At 39.3% G+C, this 16,785-nt stretch carries 8 protein-coding genes, 5 pseudogenes and 1 other annotated feature; of the genes and pseudogenes, 12 read left to right on the forward strand and 1 reads right to left on the reverse strand.

What is annotated here, in order from left to right; genetic code table 11:
- The first annotated feature begins 34 nt into the window (after nt 1-34).
- The 3 genes from LZP46_RS00445 to LZP46_RS00455 all read left to right on the forward strand — a co-directional run bounded on the left by LZP46_RS00445 (nt 35) and on the right by LZP46_RS00455 (nt 5,161).
- Nucleotides 35-1,423 carry a TolC family outer membrane protein gene (locus tag LZP46_RS00445; RefSeq protein WP_178319560.1) on the forward strand — a complete coding sequence of 463 codons (1,389 nt, stop codon included), beginning with the start codon at nt 35-37 and terminating at the stop codon, nt 1,421-1,423.
- 166 nt (nt 1,424-1,589) lie between these two features.
- Nucleotides 1,590-3,725: a type I secretion system permease/ATPase gene (locus tag LZP46_RS00450; protein WP_004678121.1), complete on the forward strand. Its 2,136-nt coding sequence runs from the start codon at nt 1,590-1,592 to the stop codon at nt 3,723-3,725.
- The gene (locus LZP46_RS00455) at nt 3,722-5,161 is read left to right on the forward strand and encodes an HlyD family type I secretion periplasmic adaptor subunit (protein ID WP_178319561.1); all 1,440 of its coding nucleotides are present in this window, start codon (nt 3,722-3,724) and stop codon (nt 5,159-5,161) included. Before LZP46_RS00450 ends, LZP46_RS00455 begins: the two co-directional genes overlap by 4 nt.
- A 126-nt stretch (nt 5,162-5,287) precedes the next feature.
- On the opposite strand, the gene LZP46_RS00460 is transcribed toward LZP46_RS00455, so the two are convergent.
- Nucleotides 5,288-5,905: a CAP domain-containing protein gene (locus LZP46_RS00460; protein ID WP_081406279.1), complete on the reverse strand. Its 618-nt coding sequence runs from the start codon at nt 5,903-5,905 to the stop codon at nt 5,288-5,290.
- Nucleotides 5,906-6,040: 135 nt separating this feature from the next.
- Here LZP46_RS00460 and LZP46_RS00465 point away from each other — a divergent pair.
- From LZP46_RS00465 to LZP46_RS00500, 9 genes and pseudogenes are all read left to right on the forward strand, one after another.
- A pseudogene (locus tag LZP46_RS00465) lies at nt 6,041-6,445 on the forward strand (helix-turn-helix domain-containing protein); the annotation flags it as partial.
- Nucleotides 6,446-6,581: 136 nt separating this feature from the next.
- Nucleotides 6,582-7,829: pseudogene (locus LZP46_RS00470) on the forward strand (IS3 family transposase).
- Nucleotides 6,871-6,987: a sequence feature (AL1L pseudoknot), on the forward strand. (Overlaps the previous pseudogene by 117 nt.)
- Nucleotides 7,830-7,867: 38 nt before the next feature.
- Nucleotides 7,868-8,437 (forward strand): annotated as a pseudogene (locus LZP46_RS00475) (HNH endonuclease); the annotation flags it as partial.
- Nucleotides 8,438-8,754: 317 nt separating this feature from the next.
- On the forward strand, nt 8,755-10,323 hold the full coding sequence (locus tag LZP46_RS00480; protein ID WP_236094323.1) for a type I restriction-modification system subunit M: 1,569 nt from the start codon (nt 8,755-8,757) through the stop codon (nt 10,321-10,323).
- Nucleotides 10,323-10,814 (forward strand): annotated as a pseudogene (locus LZP46_RS16400) (restriction endonuclease subunit S); the annotation flags it as partial. The gene LZP46_RS00480 and the pseudogene LZP46_RS16400, both read left to right, overlap by 1 nt.
- A pseudogene (locus LZP46_RS16405) lies at nt 10,803-11,531 on the forward strand (restriction endonuclease subunit S); the annotation flags it as partial. The pseudogenes LZP46_RS16400 and LZP46_RS16405, both read left to right, overlap by 12 nt.
- Nucleotides 11,532-11,611: 80 nt before the next feature.
- The gene (locus tag LZP46_RS00490) at nt 11,612-12,583 is read left to right on the forward strand and encodes a hypothetical protein (protein WP_178319038.1); all 972 of its coding nucleotides are present in this window, start codon (nt 11,612-11,614) and stop codon (nt 12,581-12,583) included.
- 127 nt (nt 12,584-12,710) lie between these two features.
- On the forward strand, nt 12,711-13,775 hold the full coding sequence (locus LZP46_RS00495) for a tetratricopeptide repeat protein (protein WP_070153658.1): 1,065 nt from the start codon (nt 12,711-12,713) through the stop codon (nt 13,773-13,775).
- Nucleotides 13,776-13,825: 50 nt separating this feature from the next.
- Nucleotides 13,826-16,702: a type I restriction endonuclease subunit R gene (locus LZP46_RS00500; protein WP_236094325.1), complete on the forward strand. Its 2,877-nt coding sequence runs from the start codon at nt 13,826-13,828 to the stop codon at nt 16,700-16,702.
- Nucleotides 16,703-16,785: the final 83 nt, after the last annotated feature.

The following is a 16,785-nucleotide window of genomic DNA, read 5'->3' on the forward strand; positions in this document are numbered from 1 at the left end:
AACATTTAAGAAACCTTAAAACAAGGGGAAACCTGTGAAAGTATTAGCATTAACAAAAATCGCAAGCATGGTTGCTGGGGCAAGTGTAGCAATGACCGTATCAGCAGCAGATTTAACCTCAGTGACTAAAACTGCGATTGAAAATAACCCAGAAGTTCAGGTGCAATGGTCAAACTTTCTTGAAGCCACTGCGAACCAAAAACAGGCGCGAGCAGGGTATTTACCATCGTTAGATTTGAACGCAGCCTATGGCAAAGGCAATCGTGAATTCGATGGTGATCGTGGTTGGTTCAATCAAGGTCAGGCAGAAATTGCATTAACGCAAGTGTTGTTCGATGGTTTTCGTATTAAAAGCAAAGTTGAACAAGGCGATTATGCTGCGCTAAAACGTTATTACGATTTGAATGCAGGTATTGAACAAAAAGCACTTGAAGCAACTCAAGCATATTTAGATGTACAGCGTTATCGCGAACTGGTTGGTTTGGCAGAAGGAAATTTTGCCAATCATCAACGTGTTTATAATCAAGTATTACAACGTACCAATCAGGGTGTAGGTAATAGAGCAGATTTGTCACAAATCACAGGTCGTTTATCACTTGCTCAAACCAACTTGATGACTGAACAGGCCAACTTAAATGATGTATCTGCACGTTTTGCACGAATTGTTGGGGTGGAGCCAAGTAGTAATCTTGCGCCAGTAAGTGTGAATGTGGCACTGCCAAACAACACACAAGAATTGATTACCTCTGCGTATAACAATAACAACAGCTTAAAAGCTGCGTTAAGTGAAATGCAATATGCGCGTGCGAGTGCTCAAGAATTTAAAGCCAATATGTACCCGAAACTTTCGTTTGTGGCGCGTACAGGTTTATATCAAAACCGTAATAGTTTTGATGAGCGTAGCAATCCCGATAACGATAAATACGGGCAAGATAGCGCAGTTGAATTAAGACTCAACTACAATCTATTTAATGGTTTTGCAGACAGAGCAGCCATGAATGCTGCCAATGCACGTGTTTCATTATCTAATGATTTGAAAAACAAAGCATGTGTCGATATTCGCCAAACATCAACGGTGGCTTATAACAATGTGAATAACTACAGCAGCCAGTTAGAATGGTTACAACGTCATCGTGATGAATCTGCTTCAGTTGTAAAAGCATATAACGATCAGTTTGATATTGGTCGTCGTACATTACTTGATGTTTTAGACTCGGAAAATGAAGCATTCCAAGCCAATCGTGCTTATGTAACTACGCAATATGATTTGAAAGTTGCACAATTCCAAACACTGTATAGCATGGGTCAATTATTGCCTGCGCTCGGTATTCAACGTGATAATTTACCTGCTGTATCAGAAGTGAGTCAGCGTGAAATTAATGCTGCAAATGTATGTACAGCGGCAAATGCACAAGTTGAATAATGTGTTAATCAGTTAAAATAAAATAGGGTGCTGTTGCACCCTGTTTTTATAGATGTTCCAACTCTTTTGGGTAAGGTAAATTTACAATTATTCTATTAACTCAATGATATAACTCTGAGTTTGGGAATAATGAACCTTTTATGCTTGTTTGATTCATGGTGAATAAGTGACAACACAAATATTTGATCCTTTAGCTTTATGTCTGATTCGGGTGGCTAAAGATTATGAAATTAGTATTACACAAGAAGGTTTATTATCAGGTTTGCCTTTACCCAATGGAAAGCTAATACCTCAGTTTTTTTCACGTGCAGCTGATCGGGTAAGTTTGACAAGTAATATGGTGCAGCAGAATCTGGATCAACTGAACCATTTTGTTTTTCCTGCCATTTTAATATTGAATAATAATACAGCTTGTGTTTTATATCGTTTTGATACAGAAAGACAGACTGCAACAGTATATTTTCCTGAAATGTCGGATACCGTGACAGAAGTTCCAATTGCACAGTTACAAGAAAAATATCTGGGTTCAGTGATTTATTTGCAACAACGTCAATTTGTGGCGGATAACAAGGTTAAGCTGGAAAAGACAAATCAGCATTGGTTCTGGAGCGTAATTCGACAGCACCGTTCCATGTACAAAGATATTTTATTAGCAGCCCTGTTCGTCAATATCTTTGCTTTGTGTGCACCTTTTTTCGTAATGAATGTTTATGATCGTGTTGTTCCCAACCATGCTACAGATACCCTATGGGTACTCGCCTTTGGAATCATGATTATTATTACGGCTGACTTTATTTTAAAACTGGTGCGTAGTTATTTTGTTGATTTGGCTGCAACCCGTGCTGATAACAAGCTATCTGCCTATATTATGGAAAAAGTATTAGGTCGGCGTATGGAACAGAATAATATGTCTGTTGGTATGATGGCCTCCAATATTCAGTCCTATGAGGCAATTCGTTCTTTTACCAGTTCTATGACTGTGGTATCACTGATTGACTTGCCATTTTTTGTTCTGTTCTTAGCTGTTATCTGTATTATTTCCTGGGTTTTCGTTATTCCTTTAGTCATCGCTGCAATCATTATTTTACTCTATGCATTATCAGTTCATATTAGTTTAAAAAAATTATCTGATGCGATGTCAGAAGCTTCTCAACAGCGTCAGGGATTATTGATAGAAACCTTAAATAATCAGGAAACGATTAAAAGTTTTAATGCTGCTGGACGAATGCAAACTTTATGGGAAAAAGCCACTCGTTTTACCGTACAGTATTCTTCTAAATTACGTTTTATTGGTGGCACTGTTGGTAATTTTGCTGGATGGGTACAACAAACAGCAGGCGTTGTGATTATCCTGGTTGGAGTTTATCTTATTGTAGATGGAAAGTTGACACAAGGTGCACTGATTGCCTGTTATTTATTATCAACCCGTGCCTTGGCTCCAATTGCACAAATTGCAGGTTTATTAACCCAATATTATCAGGCATCCAGTGCCTTAAATATGCTGAATCAAACTGTTGACGCTGAACAGGAACGAGAGAATCTAAAAGGTTGGGTGAGTCATCCACATCTTATAGGACATATCGAATTTAAAAATGTCAGCTTATGTTATCCAAATGAATCACATTCTGCTTTAAATAATATCTCTTTCTCTATTCGAGCAGGAGAGAAAGTGGCGATTCTAGGAAAAGTAGGCTCAGGTAAAAGCTCAATTGAAAAGATTCTATTGTCGCTCTATAAGCCGACTGAAGGGTCAGTATTTATTGATCAAACCAACATTAGTCAGATTGATCCAGCAGAATTACGTAGCCAGATTGGTTATATTCCCCAGGACATACAATTGCTGAACGGTACAGTATTATCAAATATTGTCTTAGGTAATCCACATGCTAGCCGTGTTGCTTTGGAACAAAGTTTGGTTGTTTCTGGTTTAAGCCAGATTCTAAAAGCACATGAAGATGGTTTGTCATTACAAGTGGGTGAGGGTGGTCATAAATTATCTGGGGGACAACGGCAGGCGGTTGCCGTGGCACGTGCAATTGCCCAGAATGCTAAAATTTTGGTTTTTGATGAACCGACCAGTGCGATGGATACTCCTCTTGAGAATCATGTGATTCATCATCTAAAACATTATATGACAGCTCAACATACTTTAATTTTGGTCACACATAAACCTACATTACTCACATTGGTTGATCGAATTATTATTTTAGAAGATGGAAAGATTATTGCTGATGGTGATAAGGAAAGTGTAATGAAAGCCATGTTTCCCCAACAAGCTAAAGTTGCAGGAGCTGTATCATGAGCACAGAACACAATAAAACCCAAAGAGAGAAGATGTTTGGGGGCGTAGGTAAAAGTATTGAACAATCAGAAAAAGTTCTGAGTCCAGTGCTAGGGCGTTTAAATTTATTTAAAAAATATCAACCTGCTGATACAAATGATTGGAAAAGTCAGGTACAAGAAGTAACTCAATCACAAAAGCCAATTCAGGCAAGAGTCATCCTTTATGTGATTGTAGTGTTGTTTATTTGTTTAATTATTTGGGCAGGTTTTGCTAAAGTGGATGAAATTACTCGTGGTGAAGGAAAAGTGATTCCATCTCAACAGATGCAAGTGATTCAATCGGTTGATGGTGGCGTGGTTGAAAAGGTGTATGTGCAGGAAGGTGAGCACGTCAAAAAAGGCGATCTATTGATTCGTATTGATCCGACACGGTTCACCTCAAATTTGAATGAAGTTAATGCCAAGATTTTTGCCTTGCAAACCAAAGTTAGACGTTTAAGTGCACAATTAAATGGCTCGGGCTATACCTCAGGCAGTGTCCCTGCGGGGGTTTCACCTGATGCAGCTGCAAACATTATGGCGCAAGAAAGCCAGTATTATGCGGAAAGTTTGCGCGAACTGAGCCAAAGAACGATGACCAATCAAGGTACGGTTTCGACTCGTCAACAGGAATCGCAACGTGCTCAAGCTGCACTCGGACAAGCTGAAAGAGCCTATCAACTTGCAGTGCGTGAACTCAATACCACACGACCTTTGTTAAAGACTGGTGCGGTGTCGGAAATGGATATTTTGCGCCTTGAACGTGACGTATCGAATGCCGATGGTGAACGTAAGCAGGCGGCAGCGAATTTAAGAGCTACGCAGGCATCTATTGGGGAAGCGCAATCACGCACTTCTGAGGCTGCGGTGAGTTTAAAAAATCAATGGCGCAATGAACTGGCAGAAGCGCAAGCTCAGCTAGTGAGTTTAAAAGAAAGTATTTCAGGCGTAGCAGACCGAGTGAAAACCACCGATATTCGTTCACCGACCAATGGTATCGTGCAGAAAATTTTCTTTAATACCATTGGTGGGGTTGTGAAACCAAGCGACCAAGTGGCGGAAATTGTGCCTTTAGATGGTCAATTGATCGTTGAGGCAAAAGTATCGCCGAAAGATATTGCCTTTGTACGACCAGACTTGCCTGCGGTAATTAAATTTACCGCCTATGATTTTTCAATCTATGGCGGAATGAATGCGAAAGTAAAACATATTAGCCCAGACACATTTACCGATGAGAAAGGCAATATGTTTTATATTGTCCGTGCAGTGACTGATAAACCAACGTTTGGTAAAGGATTATCCGTGATTCCCGGCATGACCGTTCAATTGGATATTATGACAGGGAAGAAAACTATTCTTTCTTATCTGCTTAAACCAATTCTTAAAGCGAAAAATAATGCCTTCACAGAACGTTAAGTCGAATAAAAACCGAAATCTCTTAAAATCCCTCTTTTGAAAAGAGGGATTTTTGATTTATAAAGTAAATTTTAAACGCGCGAAATTTACATTTTATTGAAGCAGATAAAAAATCTAAATTCATTTTTAGTTTTTTCCAGTGCCAAAATGTTGCACCCAATACGTTCGATGAGTTACATCATTTCGAACGCAGGCAATCGCATAATCTTTAAATTGGGGTTTCATTAAGTTACCGCAATGTCCGGGACTGAGCGCCAGCCAATTTTCTAAAACTTGTTTTAGGTTGCTTTGACCTGTTGCTAAATTTTCCCCACCACCACCTTTGTATCCTGTTTTTTTAATACGAGCTCTCAGATTTTCACCACTTCGACCGACATGACTTAAAATCTGACGTTGCGAAATATCCAGCGCATGTGCAGTTGAACTTGTTTGTAATTGATTATTCCATTTTAGCGAGTGGGTAGCCGAGTAAGCTATTTTTCCACATTGTTGCGGTTGATGCCGAATCACGTTAATGGCATTTAAAACGGCTTGCTGATATTGTGGATTTTTAATGTCATCACAAGAGATTTTGTCAAAAGAGGCTAAAGTCTGTTGAGGATTTTTTTGAGTGGGTATCGTTGTTGATTTTGCAATGGTTTTATTTGATTGATGCTGCAAAGGCTGTTGTGGTTGTGAATTTGAACATCCATGTAGTAAAAAGTATAGACTGCATATAAAAGAATGATAAGCAATATTTTTCATAGTGCACCTCTAGCAAATTTTTTTATTCATCAGATGTATTAGTTCAGACTTGATCGGACATAACTCTTGAAAAAGAGAAAGTTACCCATTTTGATAAAGGTGTCGAAATCTTAATCAAACAAAGGTAACTTTCTTATGTTGCATACTAACAATCAAATCATCAAACACAAAGTAGGCTTACTCAATTTAGCTGAAGAGCTTCAAAATGTTTCTAGAGCATGCAAAGTGATGGGTGTCTCTAGAGATACTTTTCATCGCTATCAGGAGCTAGTACAGTCTGGTGACATGGATGCATTGATCAATAAATCCCGTCGAGTACCTAATCTAAAAAATCGTGTAGATGATGCTACAGAACTAGCAGTCATTGATTTCGCAACTCAGTATCCAGCTTATGGGCAGCATCGTACTAGTAACGAATTACGCAAGAAGGGTGTATTTGTTTCAGGTAGCGGTGTTCGCTCTATTTGGTTACGCTATGATTTAGAGAACTTTAAGAAGCGTTTGAAAGCACTCGCAGCTAAAGTGGCACAGGATGGTATCGAAGTTCTTTTATGCGATTAGAAATATCTAAATCTGCAGTGAGATTTTTAAACATATTTAAGTAGCATAAGTTGAAACCATACGCCTGAACCGTACCGGGTTTGTCGGAGACCAAGCTTTCTGAGAGAATGTCCCGATGAAAAAAGTAAAATATACCCCTGAAATCAGAGAAAGAGCGGTTCAATTATTGATTGAATCCGAGAAAGATTATCCATCGAATTGGGCTGCGATCACCGCTATTGCTCCCTGAGCAGTATACTGCGCAAGGGTTGTACTCCTGAAACTCTACGTGTTTGGTATCAAAAATATTTAGATAAACAAAACCCAATTAAAGTACAGCAACTTTCAGATCAAGAACGTATTAAACAACTCGAACGTGAAAATAAAGAACTGCAACGTGCTAACGAAATTCTACGTAAAGCAGCCGCTTTTTTCGCCCAGGCGGAGCTCGACCGCCCACACAAATAATGGTAGATTTCATCCATAACAATAAGGCGTTATATGGTGTTGAGGCGATTTGCAGGATTTTACCGATCACGGCTTCTACCTATTATCGAACACTAGATTTCGTTGAAAACCCAGAACATCGAGCAAAGCGAGATCTACATGACTTGCATCATGCTGAACAAATTAAACGAATTTGGAAGGAAAGTTCAGGTCGATATGGTGTGCGTAAAGTTTGGCAAAAATTGAAACGTGAAGGCTATGTTATTGCTCGCTGTACAGTTGCTCGATTGATGCAAAAACTAGGTATACAAGGTGTTTGGCGTGGTAAGAATAAACAAACTACCCGTAGCCGAGAGGATCAAAAACGAGCAGATGACTTGGTGAAACGCAATTTTAGTGCTGCTCATCCTGACCCTTGCGAAGCAATACTTCTCAGGTCGCTGACTTCACGTATATTCAAACAAATTCAGGCTGGGTTTATACTGCATTTATTATTGATGTGTTCTCACGAGCAATTGTTGGATGGAAAGTATCGACACGGATGAATACAGATATGGTGCTCGATGCACTTGAGCAAGCGTTACATGCTCGAGACATGCCAAAGAATGTGATTCACCATAGTGACAGAGGGGTTCAATATCTTTCCATTCGCTATACCAATCGTTTAGAAGCAGCAAATTTACGAGCATCAGTCGGTACGACCGGTGATTCATACGATAATGCTTTGGCTGAAACAGTGAATGGCTTATACAAAACAGAGGTGATTGAATATTTAAAAGCAGATTGGCAAGGTTTAGCGGATGTACAACTTGCGACATTAAATTGGGTAGATTGGTTCAATAAAGAGCGTGTACATAGTGCACTAGGTTATGTGCCACCTTTTGATTTTGAAGCAATGTACTATGATAAAATTAATCCGTTAGGTCAGGTGGCCTAACTTAAATAAAAAGTCTCCGACAAACCCGGTACGGTTCACTTTTACCCAAAGTGATGTATTGTTTGAGACAGTTTAGTGAAATTATTGAAGAGCTTTGCCAGAAGCGCTGGATTGATTTTGTCCGGCTGAATAAGCAGAACTTGGCTGTATTAGATGGGTTACCTGACCTAGATGAATTCATGTTTGCTCCAAGTCGTAACCAATTGGGGCAGGTCGCGGACTTCTTAATTGACTTACAGCAATGACAGTGTTTTTACTGTGGAAAAAGTCTCAAAAATTCAAAATATGCCGTGGATCATTTTATTCCATGGTCTTTATATCCTGCTGATACCGGACATAATTTTGTTCTGGCAGATGAAAAATACAACTCGCAAAAAAGTAATTATTTAGCATCACAGCAATTCTTACATCAGTGGCAGGAGCGTAATCATCTGCATGATCAATCGATTATTCGAGAAATTTCTCAATTAGGTTTTCTAACCGATCTGCAACGTTCGCATCGGGTTGCAGACTGGGCCTATCAGCAGGCGATTGAGCATGAGTATTTAGTCTGGTTGGGGGGCAAAGATAAACAGATATTGGCTCATCCTATATCTGGTGTCTTTTGAGACGGTTATTCTTTGCAGAGATTCTGTTATCCAAAGACCAATATTTTCAAGAACAAATTGAATATTCAGCAAGATAGTATTCTATAGACAGCTGAATTAGAGCTTTCAGCCCTTACAGACTTTTAACTGGAGGCCTTCATTCTCACAATATGCTGCTACAAAATTTAGAATATTCACCTGTTTGGAGCTTGAGTTGACAGATCACTTGGCTTGAGCACGACAAATAATGTCCTTTTCCACCTTTTTACTGCTGTATGATTTAGAATTTTAGGTAAAATCATTTGATTAATGATTTACTTATTTGGACTTCCATAACAATGACCCAAGTACAACTGCAACAATTACAAAAACAACTTTGGAATATTGCCAATACTTTGCGCGGTACCATGGGCGCCGATGAATTCCGTGATTACATTCTGGGTTTTATTTTCTTTAAATATTTATCAGAAAAGTCGGTGAACTTTGCCAACGAATTGCTCGATGGCGAAGACCTCAGCTTTTTAGAATTAGATGAAAATAATCCTGAGCATGTGCCCTACATCGAAGAAATTAAAAAGAATGCCATTGCCGAAGTCGGTTATGCGCTCACACCAAAACAGCTATTCCATACCTTAGCTGAGCGTGGTCGTCAGGGCGAATTCATTTTGGATGATTTAACTGCGACCTTAAAATCGATTGAACAAAGCACTTTAGGCACCGACTCTGCCGATGACTTTGCCAACCTGTTTGAAGATTTGGATCTAAACTCGACCAAGCTTGGCAATAATGCCAGTGACCGTAATGCACTGGTGGCGAAAGTCCTGAGTCATTTAGATGATATTGATTTTGATATTAGTAATACCGAAGCCGATGTACTGGGTGATGCTTACGAATATCTGATTGGTGAATTTGCCTCAGGTGCGGGCAAAAAAGCGGGTGAATTCTATACCCCGCAAACGGTATCGACTTTACTGGCGAAGATTGTCACCCAAGGCAAAGCGCGTTTACGTTCAGTCTATGACCCGACTTGCGGTTCTGGTTCGTTGTTGCTACGGGTAAAACGTGAAGTAAAAGATGTCGATATGATTTACGGTCAGGAGATGAACCGTACTACCTACAACTTGGCGCGCATGAACATGATTTTGCATGATGTGCATTTCGCCAAGTTTGACATCAAGCAAGAAGATACTTTAACCCGTCCGCAGCATTTAGATAAAAAGTTTGATGCAGTGGTCGCGAATCCTCCATTTTCTGCGAAATGGTCAGCCGATCCGTTATTTTTACAGGATGAGCGTTTTGCTGCGTATGGCAAGCTGGCACCAAGTTCGAAAGCCGATATGGCATTTGTACAGCACATGCTGTATCACCTGGATGACAACGGCACCATGGCGGTGGTATTGCCGCATGGCGTCTTGTTCCGTGGTTCGAGTGAGGGTGTGATTCGTCAGTATCTGATTGAACAGTTGAACGTGGTGGATGCGATTATTGGTCTACCCGCCAATATTTTCTATGGCACGTCTATTCCGACCTGTATTTTGGTGTTGAAGAAAAACCGTGAGCAGAGCGGCAATATTCTGTTTATTGATGCCAGCAATGATTTTGAAAAGCAGAAGAATCAAAACAAGTTATTGTCTGAGCATTTGGATAAGATTATTGCGGCATTTGAAAAGCGTGAAAATATTGAAAAATATGCGCATGTGGCGACTTTGCAAGAAGTCAAAGATAACGATTACAACCTGAATATTCCACGTTATGTGGATACTTTTGAAGCGGAAGCCGAAATTGATTTAGATGCGATTGCAAAACAGCTTCAAGCTTTGGAACACGACAGCCAAAAGACTGATGCGGTGATTGCAGATTTTTGCAAAGAGCTAGGCATTGTTTCACCGTTTGCGGAGGTGAAGTAATGGCTACGCCTAAGTTACGATTTAAAGAGTTTGAAGGGGATTGGTCTACAAATAAAATAGAGGAAATTTCTATTGTGACATCAGGTGGAACCCCTAGTAGAAACGTTAGTGATTATTGGAATGGCGATATTCCTTGGGTTACAACAAGCCTTGTAGATTTTAATGTTATTAACGAAGCTGAAGAATTTATTACCCAAGTTGGTTTAGATAATTCATCTGCAAAACTTTTCCATAAAGATACAATTTTGATGGCTATGTATGGTCAAGGAATTACTCGAGGAAAAGTAGCTATTTTAGGAATAGATGCTACTACTAACCAAGCCTGTGCAGCTATTAAGCTTAAGAATGGGTTTGAGACAAAATTCATTTTTCAAAACTTAATGAATCGTTATGAGGAAATTCGTGACTTAAGTAATGAAGGTGGACAAAAAAATCTAAGTGCTGGAATTATTAAAGAAATTTTAATTTCATTTCCTGAAAAAGAAGAACAAACCAAAATCGCCTCTTTTCTTTCTGCTGTGGATGAAAAGATTAGCCAACTCACCCAAAAACACGAACTACTCAGCCAGTATAAACAAGGCATGATGCAAAAGCTGTTTAGTCAGCAGCTTCGTTTTAAAGCGGATGATGGCAGTGAGTTTGGGGAGTGGGAGGAAAAAAAACTTGGTGAAGTTGGCGAAAATATTATAGGTTTGACTTACTCTCCAACAGATGTGACTAATGATGGCACAGGGATACTTGTTTTGCGTTCTTCAAATATTAAAGAGGGGCGTTTAGATAAATCTGATAAAGTGCGAGTGAATAAAAAGATTAAAGACAAGATTATTATTCAACCTAATGATATTTTGATTTGTACTCGAAATGGTAGTCAAAGACTAATCGGTAAAAGTGTCATTATTAATGATGATGAAGTAATGACATTTGGCGCATTCATGTCTGTCTATAGAAGTCATTACAACAGATTTATTGCGTACTTGATGCAAACGCCTTGGTTCTTTGAGCAAGTTCAAATGAACTTAGGTGCTCGTATTAATCAAATTACAACGGGCACTTTAAATGAGTTCACTTTTGATTTTCCATGCTTAGAAGAACAAACCAAAATCGCCAATTTCCTCTCTGCCATCGACCAAAAAATTGAAGTCGTGGTACAGCAAATAGAACAAGCGAAACAGTGGAAAAAAGGCTTGTTGCAGCAGATGTTTGTATAATTTTAATTTTGCCAAATTCATTCGTGAGTTTGGTTTTTTTGAATAATTCGTTGATTATTCAATTTTAGATAGAGGGTGAAATGAAAGCTAAAGTATTATTAGCAACAGTTCTAAGTATCTGTACAAGTAGTGTTTTTGCATACGATATTGGGTTTAATGAAAAAGGGCAGTTTGGTGCTTTCGATAAAAATGGCAACAAAATGACCTGGACGGAAACCCTGATTGCACAGAAAAATCTGATGCTTCAACAAATGGTTCCTGGACGCCAATCCGCGGCATCAAATCAAAGCAGCAATAGCAGCATTCAGCTCAACAGTTTAAACGCAAACGAATTGCTCCCTACTTTATTTGGTCGAATTCAGTTGAGTGGACGCTACAGATCAAGCGAACTTAAAAATCCGTTTATTGCAGTACAGCAAAAAATTGATGATCAAAATGAGATTCGCTTTCTACAGCAGCATCCAACATTGACTTATCAAAATGCACAAAATCAAACCCGTTACTTTGTGTTTGTAGAAAGTATGCCTACTTTTAATGGGCAAGATGTAAATCAAGGTCATGGCTCTTATACCAAAGGCTATTTATTAAATTTTAAAAAGGCCGCGAATGGCAAATTTGAACTAACCAATCCCCAAGCTCAATTAATTGATATTCCAAGCTCTTATGGTTCAAGTCATATGCAGATCGAAGACATCCAAAAAGACTTTCGTCGTCTTGGAAAAAATGTAATGGGTGCAATCTTTGTCTCAGGCTTTACTTCAGGTGGTGCAACAGAATCATCATTCTACATGCTTTCATTGCAAGACCATGAAGTAGAGATTAAACGGGTTGGCGATGCAGGCATGTTTGGGTCACGCTATATCAAAGCCAAAAATGATGAAGTCGAATATGGCTATGCAGGTAAATATAAGGTCGTAGATACCAATAAGGATTTGCCACTCTATCCGATTGAAATCACTTACAGCACCACGAATTTAAATCTAAAAGATAAAAACGATTACATCGTAGAAATGTATAAGCAAAGTTTAAGTAATAAGGGCAAGTCCAAATAGTGAGATGGATTCAGTTTTGCAATCAATCATCTCGCCTATTTAAGCTAACTCAGAACGTAGCCTCAGTAGTGAATAACTGAAATTACGTACAAACGCTGATCACGACATTAAAAATTAGGATAAATTCATGAAAAAAATCATTATGGGCCTGCTACTAAGTACAAATCTATTGGGTACACAAGCGGTTTTCGCAGAAAATATTAATGAGCCGATCATTCCTGCCATTGCGGGACTTCAAACGAAGGCTATCGTCATAGGCTTTGCCAAAAACCAGTATGAATTAGGTATGGCCTATTACGAGGGAAAACTCATTCCAAGAAATACGTCAAAAGCGGTGGAATGGTTACATCGCGCAAGTGAAAAAAACTATGCACCTGCAAAAGTTGTTTTAGCCAAGATGAATTTAACGGGGGATGGTGTTGTTGCTAACCCACAGTTAGGGCTTCGATTATTGCAGCAAGCTGCTCAAAAAGGTGATCAAGAAGCGATTAAAATGCTGCAAAGTATTAACACAACAAAGCAGCAAAACCAGCAAAATCAGTTCAGCAGCTTAGATGAAGCCCTACTCTGTAAAGGATGGAATACACGTGCGAGAAACTCTTCATTTTTTTTAGAAAACTTAGCAATATCTGAAGTAAAAACTACAACAGAAAAAGCATTAGAACAGTCTTTGAAAAAAAGTTATGCGGAGCAAGATCAGTTTAAATATTATCCTCAATATAAAGATTCAGAAGGTGATACGCCTGATATGCGAATATTTTTACCTAAGAATAAACAGACTTCGATATTTAAAAAACTTGAAACCGCAAATTATTATGGTTATGGCATTAATTATAAAGCAGAGTTAAAGCAGGATGCGAATATACAAAAAATCAAAGATTATTTAGAACAGCGCGACCATTTTAAGTTCTATAGCTACACGCAAGCTCAAATTCGCCAATATCAGACGGAACACAAAAAAATAATGGCTATAGACAATGATCAAGTGAGTGATCAGGCTTTTAAAAATCTCGATAAAAAATTCCCATTATTGAATTCACTCAAGAATGAAAAGGCACAACAGGCATATATCTATAGTTTGCCTATTGTTGATGAAAGTGGTGATACCCACTTTTCTACTTATATCCAGTTAATCGGAATAAATACATCAAACCCATCCTATACCTTGATTTGTGGAGTAGGTGAAGCGTAAAGCTGATTTTAAATAAAAGATGTAAACGTATTTTATTATTTGAGGGAAACATGACAGTACAAAGAGAATATCAACTTGAAAATGAACTGATTAGCCAGCTCAAGCAATTGGGATATGCCTCGGTGACGCTCAAGGATGAAAGCCAACTACTGTCTAATCTCAAAACACAAATTGAACGTGCCAACGGACTTGCACCATTATCAGAAACAGAATGGAAACAGGTCATCAGTTTTTTAAACACAGGCACAGTGTTTGAACGCGCCAAGAATCTGCGTGATCTGTTCCCAGTCAAATTTGATGATGGGACCAGCAAACACATCTTTTTTCTCTCGGATGACCCAAGCAAGAACATCTATCAGGTGACCAATCAAATCACCATCGATCACCGCGACTATAATGGCCGTACCAGCCGTTTTGATGTGACCTTACTGGTCAATGGTTTGCCTTTAGTTCAAATTGAATTGAAAAAACGCGGTATGGAAATCGCCGAAGCCTTTAATCAAACGCAACGCTATATTCGTGAAGCCTATTGGGCAGGGCAAGTGCTGTTTGGTTTTATTCAGCTTTTTGTCATTAGTAATGGTGCCAATACCCGTTATTACTCCAATGGCACCACAGGCATCGAGTTTGCCTTTCCATGGGCGGATGTTACCAATAAACACATCAATGAAATTGTCGACTTTGCCGACGCATTTTTAAATCAGCAGCATCTGACCCAAATGCTGACCCAGTATATGGTACTGCTGGAAACCACCAAAAGCCTGATGGTGCTGCGTCCCTATCAGATTTATGCAGTACAGAAAATTGTGCAGCATGTGCAAAACTCCGATCAGAACGGCTATATTTGGCACACTACAGGTTCAGGCAAAACCTTGACTTCATTTAAAGCCAGTCAGATCATCATGCAAATGCCTGATGTGGAAAAAGTCCTGTTTGTGGTCGATCGTAACGACCTCGACACGCAAACCTCACGTGAATTTAATGCCTTTAAAGCCGACAGCGTCGACAGCACCGATAACACATCGACCTTGGTGAAACAGCTGGATCAACGTCATGACAAACTGATTGTGACCACCATCCAAAAACTCAATCGGGCCATCAGCACCGACCGTTATTTAGAATCGATTGATTATCTTAAAAATAAAAAAGTAGTCTTTATTTTTGATGAATGTCATCGCAGTCAATTTGGTGAGACCCATCAGAACATCAAAAAATTCTTCAGCAATGCACAAATGTTTGGTTTTACCGGTACGCCTATTTTTGAAAAGAACAGCCAAAGCAAAGCAGGTTTAAAACTCACCACAGACTACCTGTTTAATGAGTGTTTGCATAAATACGTGATTGTCGATGCCATCCGTGACCGTAACGTCTTGCAGTTCCAGATTGATTATCGTGGCAAATACACCGCCAAAGGCATGGCGACGAATGACAGTTATGAGGAAGATGTAGAAGGCATTGATACCAAAGAACTGTATGACAATCCGCAACGCCTAGAAATGATTGCCCGCTACATTGTCAATATCCACGATACCAAAACCCGTAATCGTGAATTTACCGCGATGTTCTGTGTCAGTTCAGTCGAGACACTGACCCAATATTACGACCTCTTTGAAAAGGTGCAGGCTGAAAAGCAAATTGAAGATGAAGCACAAGGTCGGATATTTAAACCGTTGACCATTGCCACCATCTTTTCCTATGCGGCAAATGAGGCTGTACCGACTGATGACTTAACTGGCTTGATTCACGAAGAAGCCGCAGATATTCCAAGTCAGGTCAATTCATCCAGTCGGGATAAGCTAGATCGCTACATTGCCAATTACAATCGACAGTTTAAAACCAACTACAATTCTGGTGATCAATTTTATGCGTACTACCGCGACATTGCACAGCGCGTAAAAAACAGACAGATTGATATTCTAATCGTGGTCAATATGTTCCTCACGGGATTTGACTCTAAGCCGTTAAATACCTTGTATGTCGATAAAAACCTAAAATATCATGGCTTGATTCAAGCATTCTCACGTACCAACCGTGTCTATAACGATAAGAAGCCATTTGGAAACATTATCTGCTTCCGTAACCTGAAACGTGCGACAGATGAAGCACTGGCGCTATTTTCCAATAAAGAAACGACCAAGATCGTCCTTGTTCCAAGCTATGCGGAAATCGAACAGGATTACCAAGCAGCGGTGAGCAAACTGTTTGCCTTAACGCCCAATTACCAATCAGTCGATGATCTTATTACTGAAGAACAGCAACTGGAATTTATTAAAGCTTTCCGTGAAGTGATGCGCTATAACGCGCAATTACAAACTTTTATTGAATATGACCAGGATCAAACCGCATTAGATAAACAGCACTTTGCCAACTTCGCCTCTAAGTATGCTGACCTATGCCGTGCTGTTAGAAAGACCACCAAGAAAGAAAAAGTATCGGTGCTGGATGATGTCGATTTTCAGCTGGATTTACTGCACAGTGACCGCATTAATGTTGGTTATATCATCAACCTGCTACAGCTTGTTGTTTATACGGACTCAGAGGACAAGCGTCAGAAGTACCAAGCGCAAATTTACGATTTAATCAGTAGTGATATTAGCTTGCACGATAAGCAAGACCTCATTCAAAAATTCATTGAAGAAAACATACCGAAGATGATCAATGGACAGAGCGTTCAAACGGCTTTTGCTGCATTTTGGGATGCTGAAAAAGAACAGGCCTATCAGCATCTTTGTAAAGAAGAAAACCTGAAACCAGAAGCGATGAAGCAGGTTCTGGAGCATTATGAGTTCACCAAACGCCTACCACGTAAAGAAGAGTTGAAGGACTTACCAAACTATAAGGTTAAGCTGTTTGAACGGGAGAACGTGTTTAGCAATTTGCTGGTCAAGACCCGGAAACTGATTGAAAAATTTTATGTGGGGTTTTAAATTGTCAAAGAAGTAAAGCACCTTAGTGGTGCTTTACTTCTTTAGGTGTATGCATTTGTTCCACCCTTTCTAAGACAGTGGCA

The organism is Acinetobacter sp. SCLZS86 (genome assembly GCF_021560715.1).
GTDB lineage: Bacteria > Pseudomonadota > Gammaproteobacteria > Pseudomonadales > Moraxellaceae > Acinetobacter > Acinetobacter towneri_A.

Bases quoted from the DNA above. Each gene is read 5' to 3' on its own strand.
- LZP46_RS00455 (WP_178319561.1), top strand. From the start codon at position 3,722: ATGAGCACAGAACACAATAAAACCCAAAGAGAGAAGATGTTTGGGGGC.
- LZP46_RS00460 (WP_081406279.1), bottom strand. From the start codon at position 5,905: ATGAAAAATATTGCTTATCATTCTTTTATATGCAGTCTATACTTTTTA.
- LZP46_RS00480 (WP_236094323.1), top strand. From the start codon at position 8,755: ATGACCCAAGTACAACTGCAACAATTACAAAAACAACTTTGGAATATT.
- LZP46_RS00490 (WP_178319038.1), top strand. From the start codon at position 11,612: ATGAAAGCTAAAGTATTATTAGCAACAGTTCTAAGTATCTGTACAAGT.
- LZP46_RS00495 (WP_070153658.1), top strand. From the start codon at position 12,711: ATGAAAAAAATCATTATGGGCCTGCTACTAAGTACAAATCTATTGGGT.
- LZP46_RS00500 (WP_236094325.1), top strand. From the start codon at position 13,826: ATGACAGTACAAAGAGAATATCAACTTGAAAATGAACTGATTAGCCAG.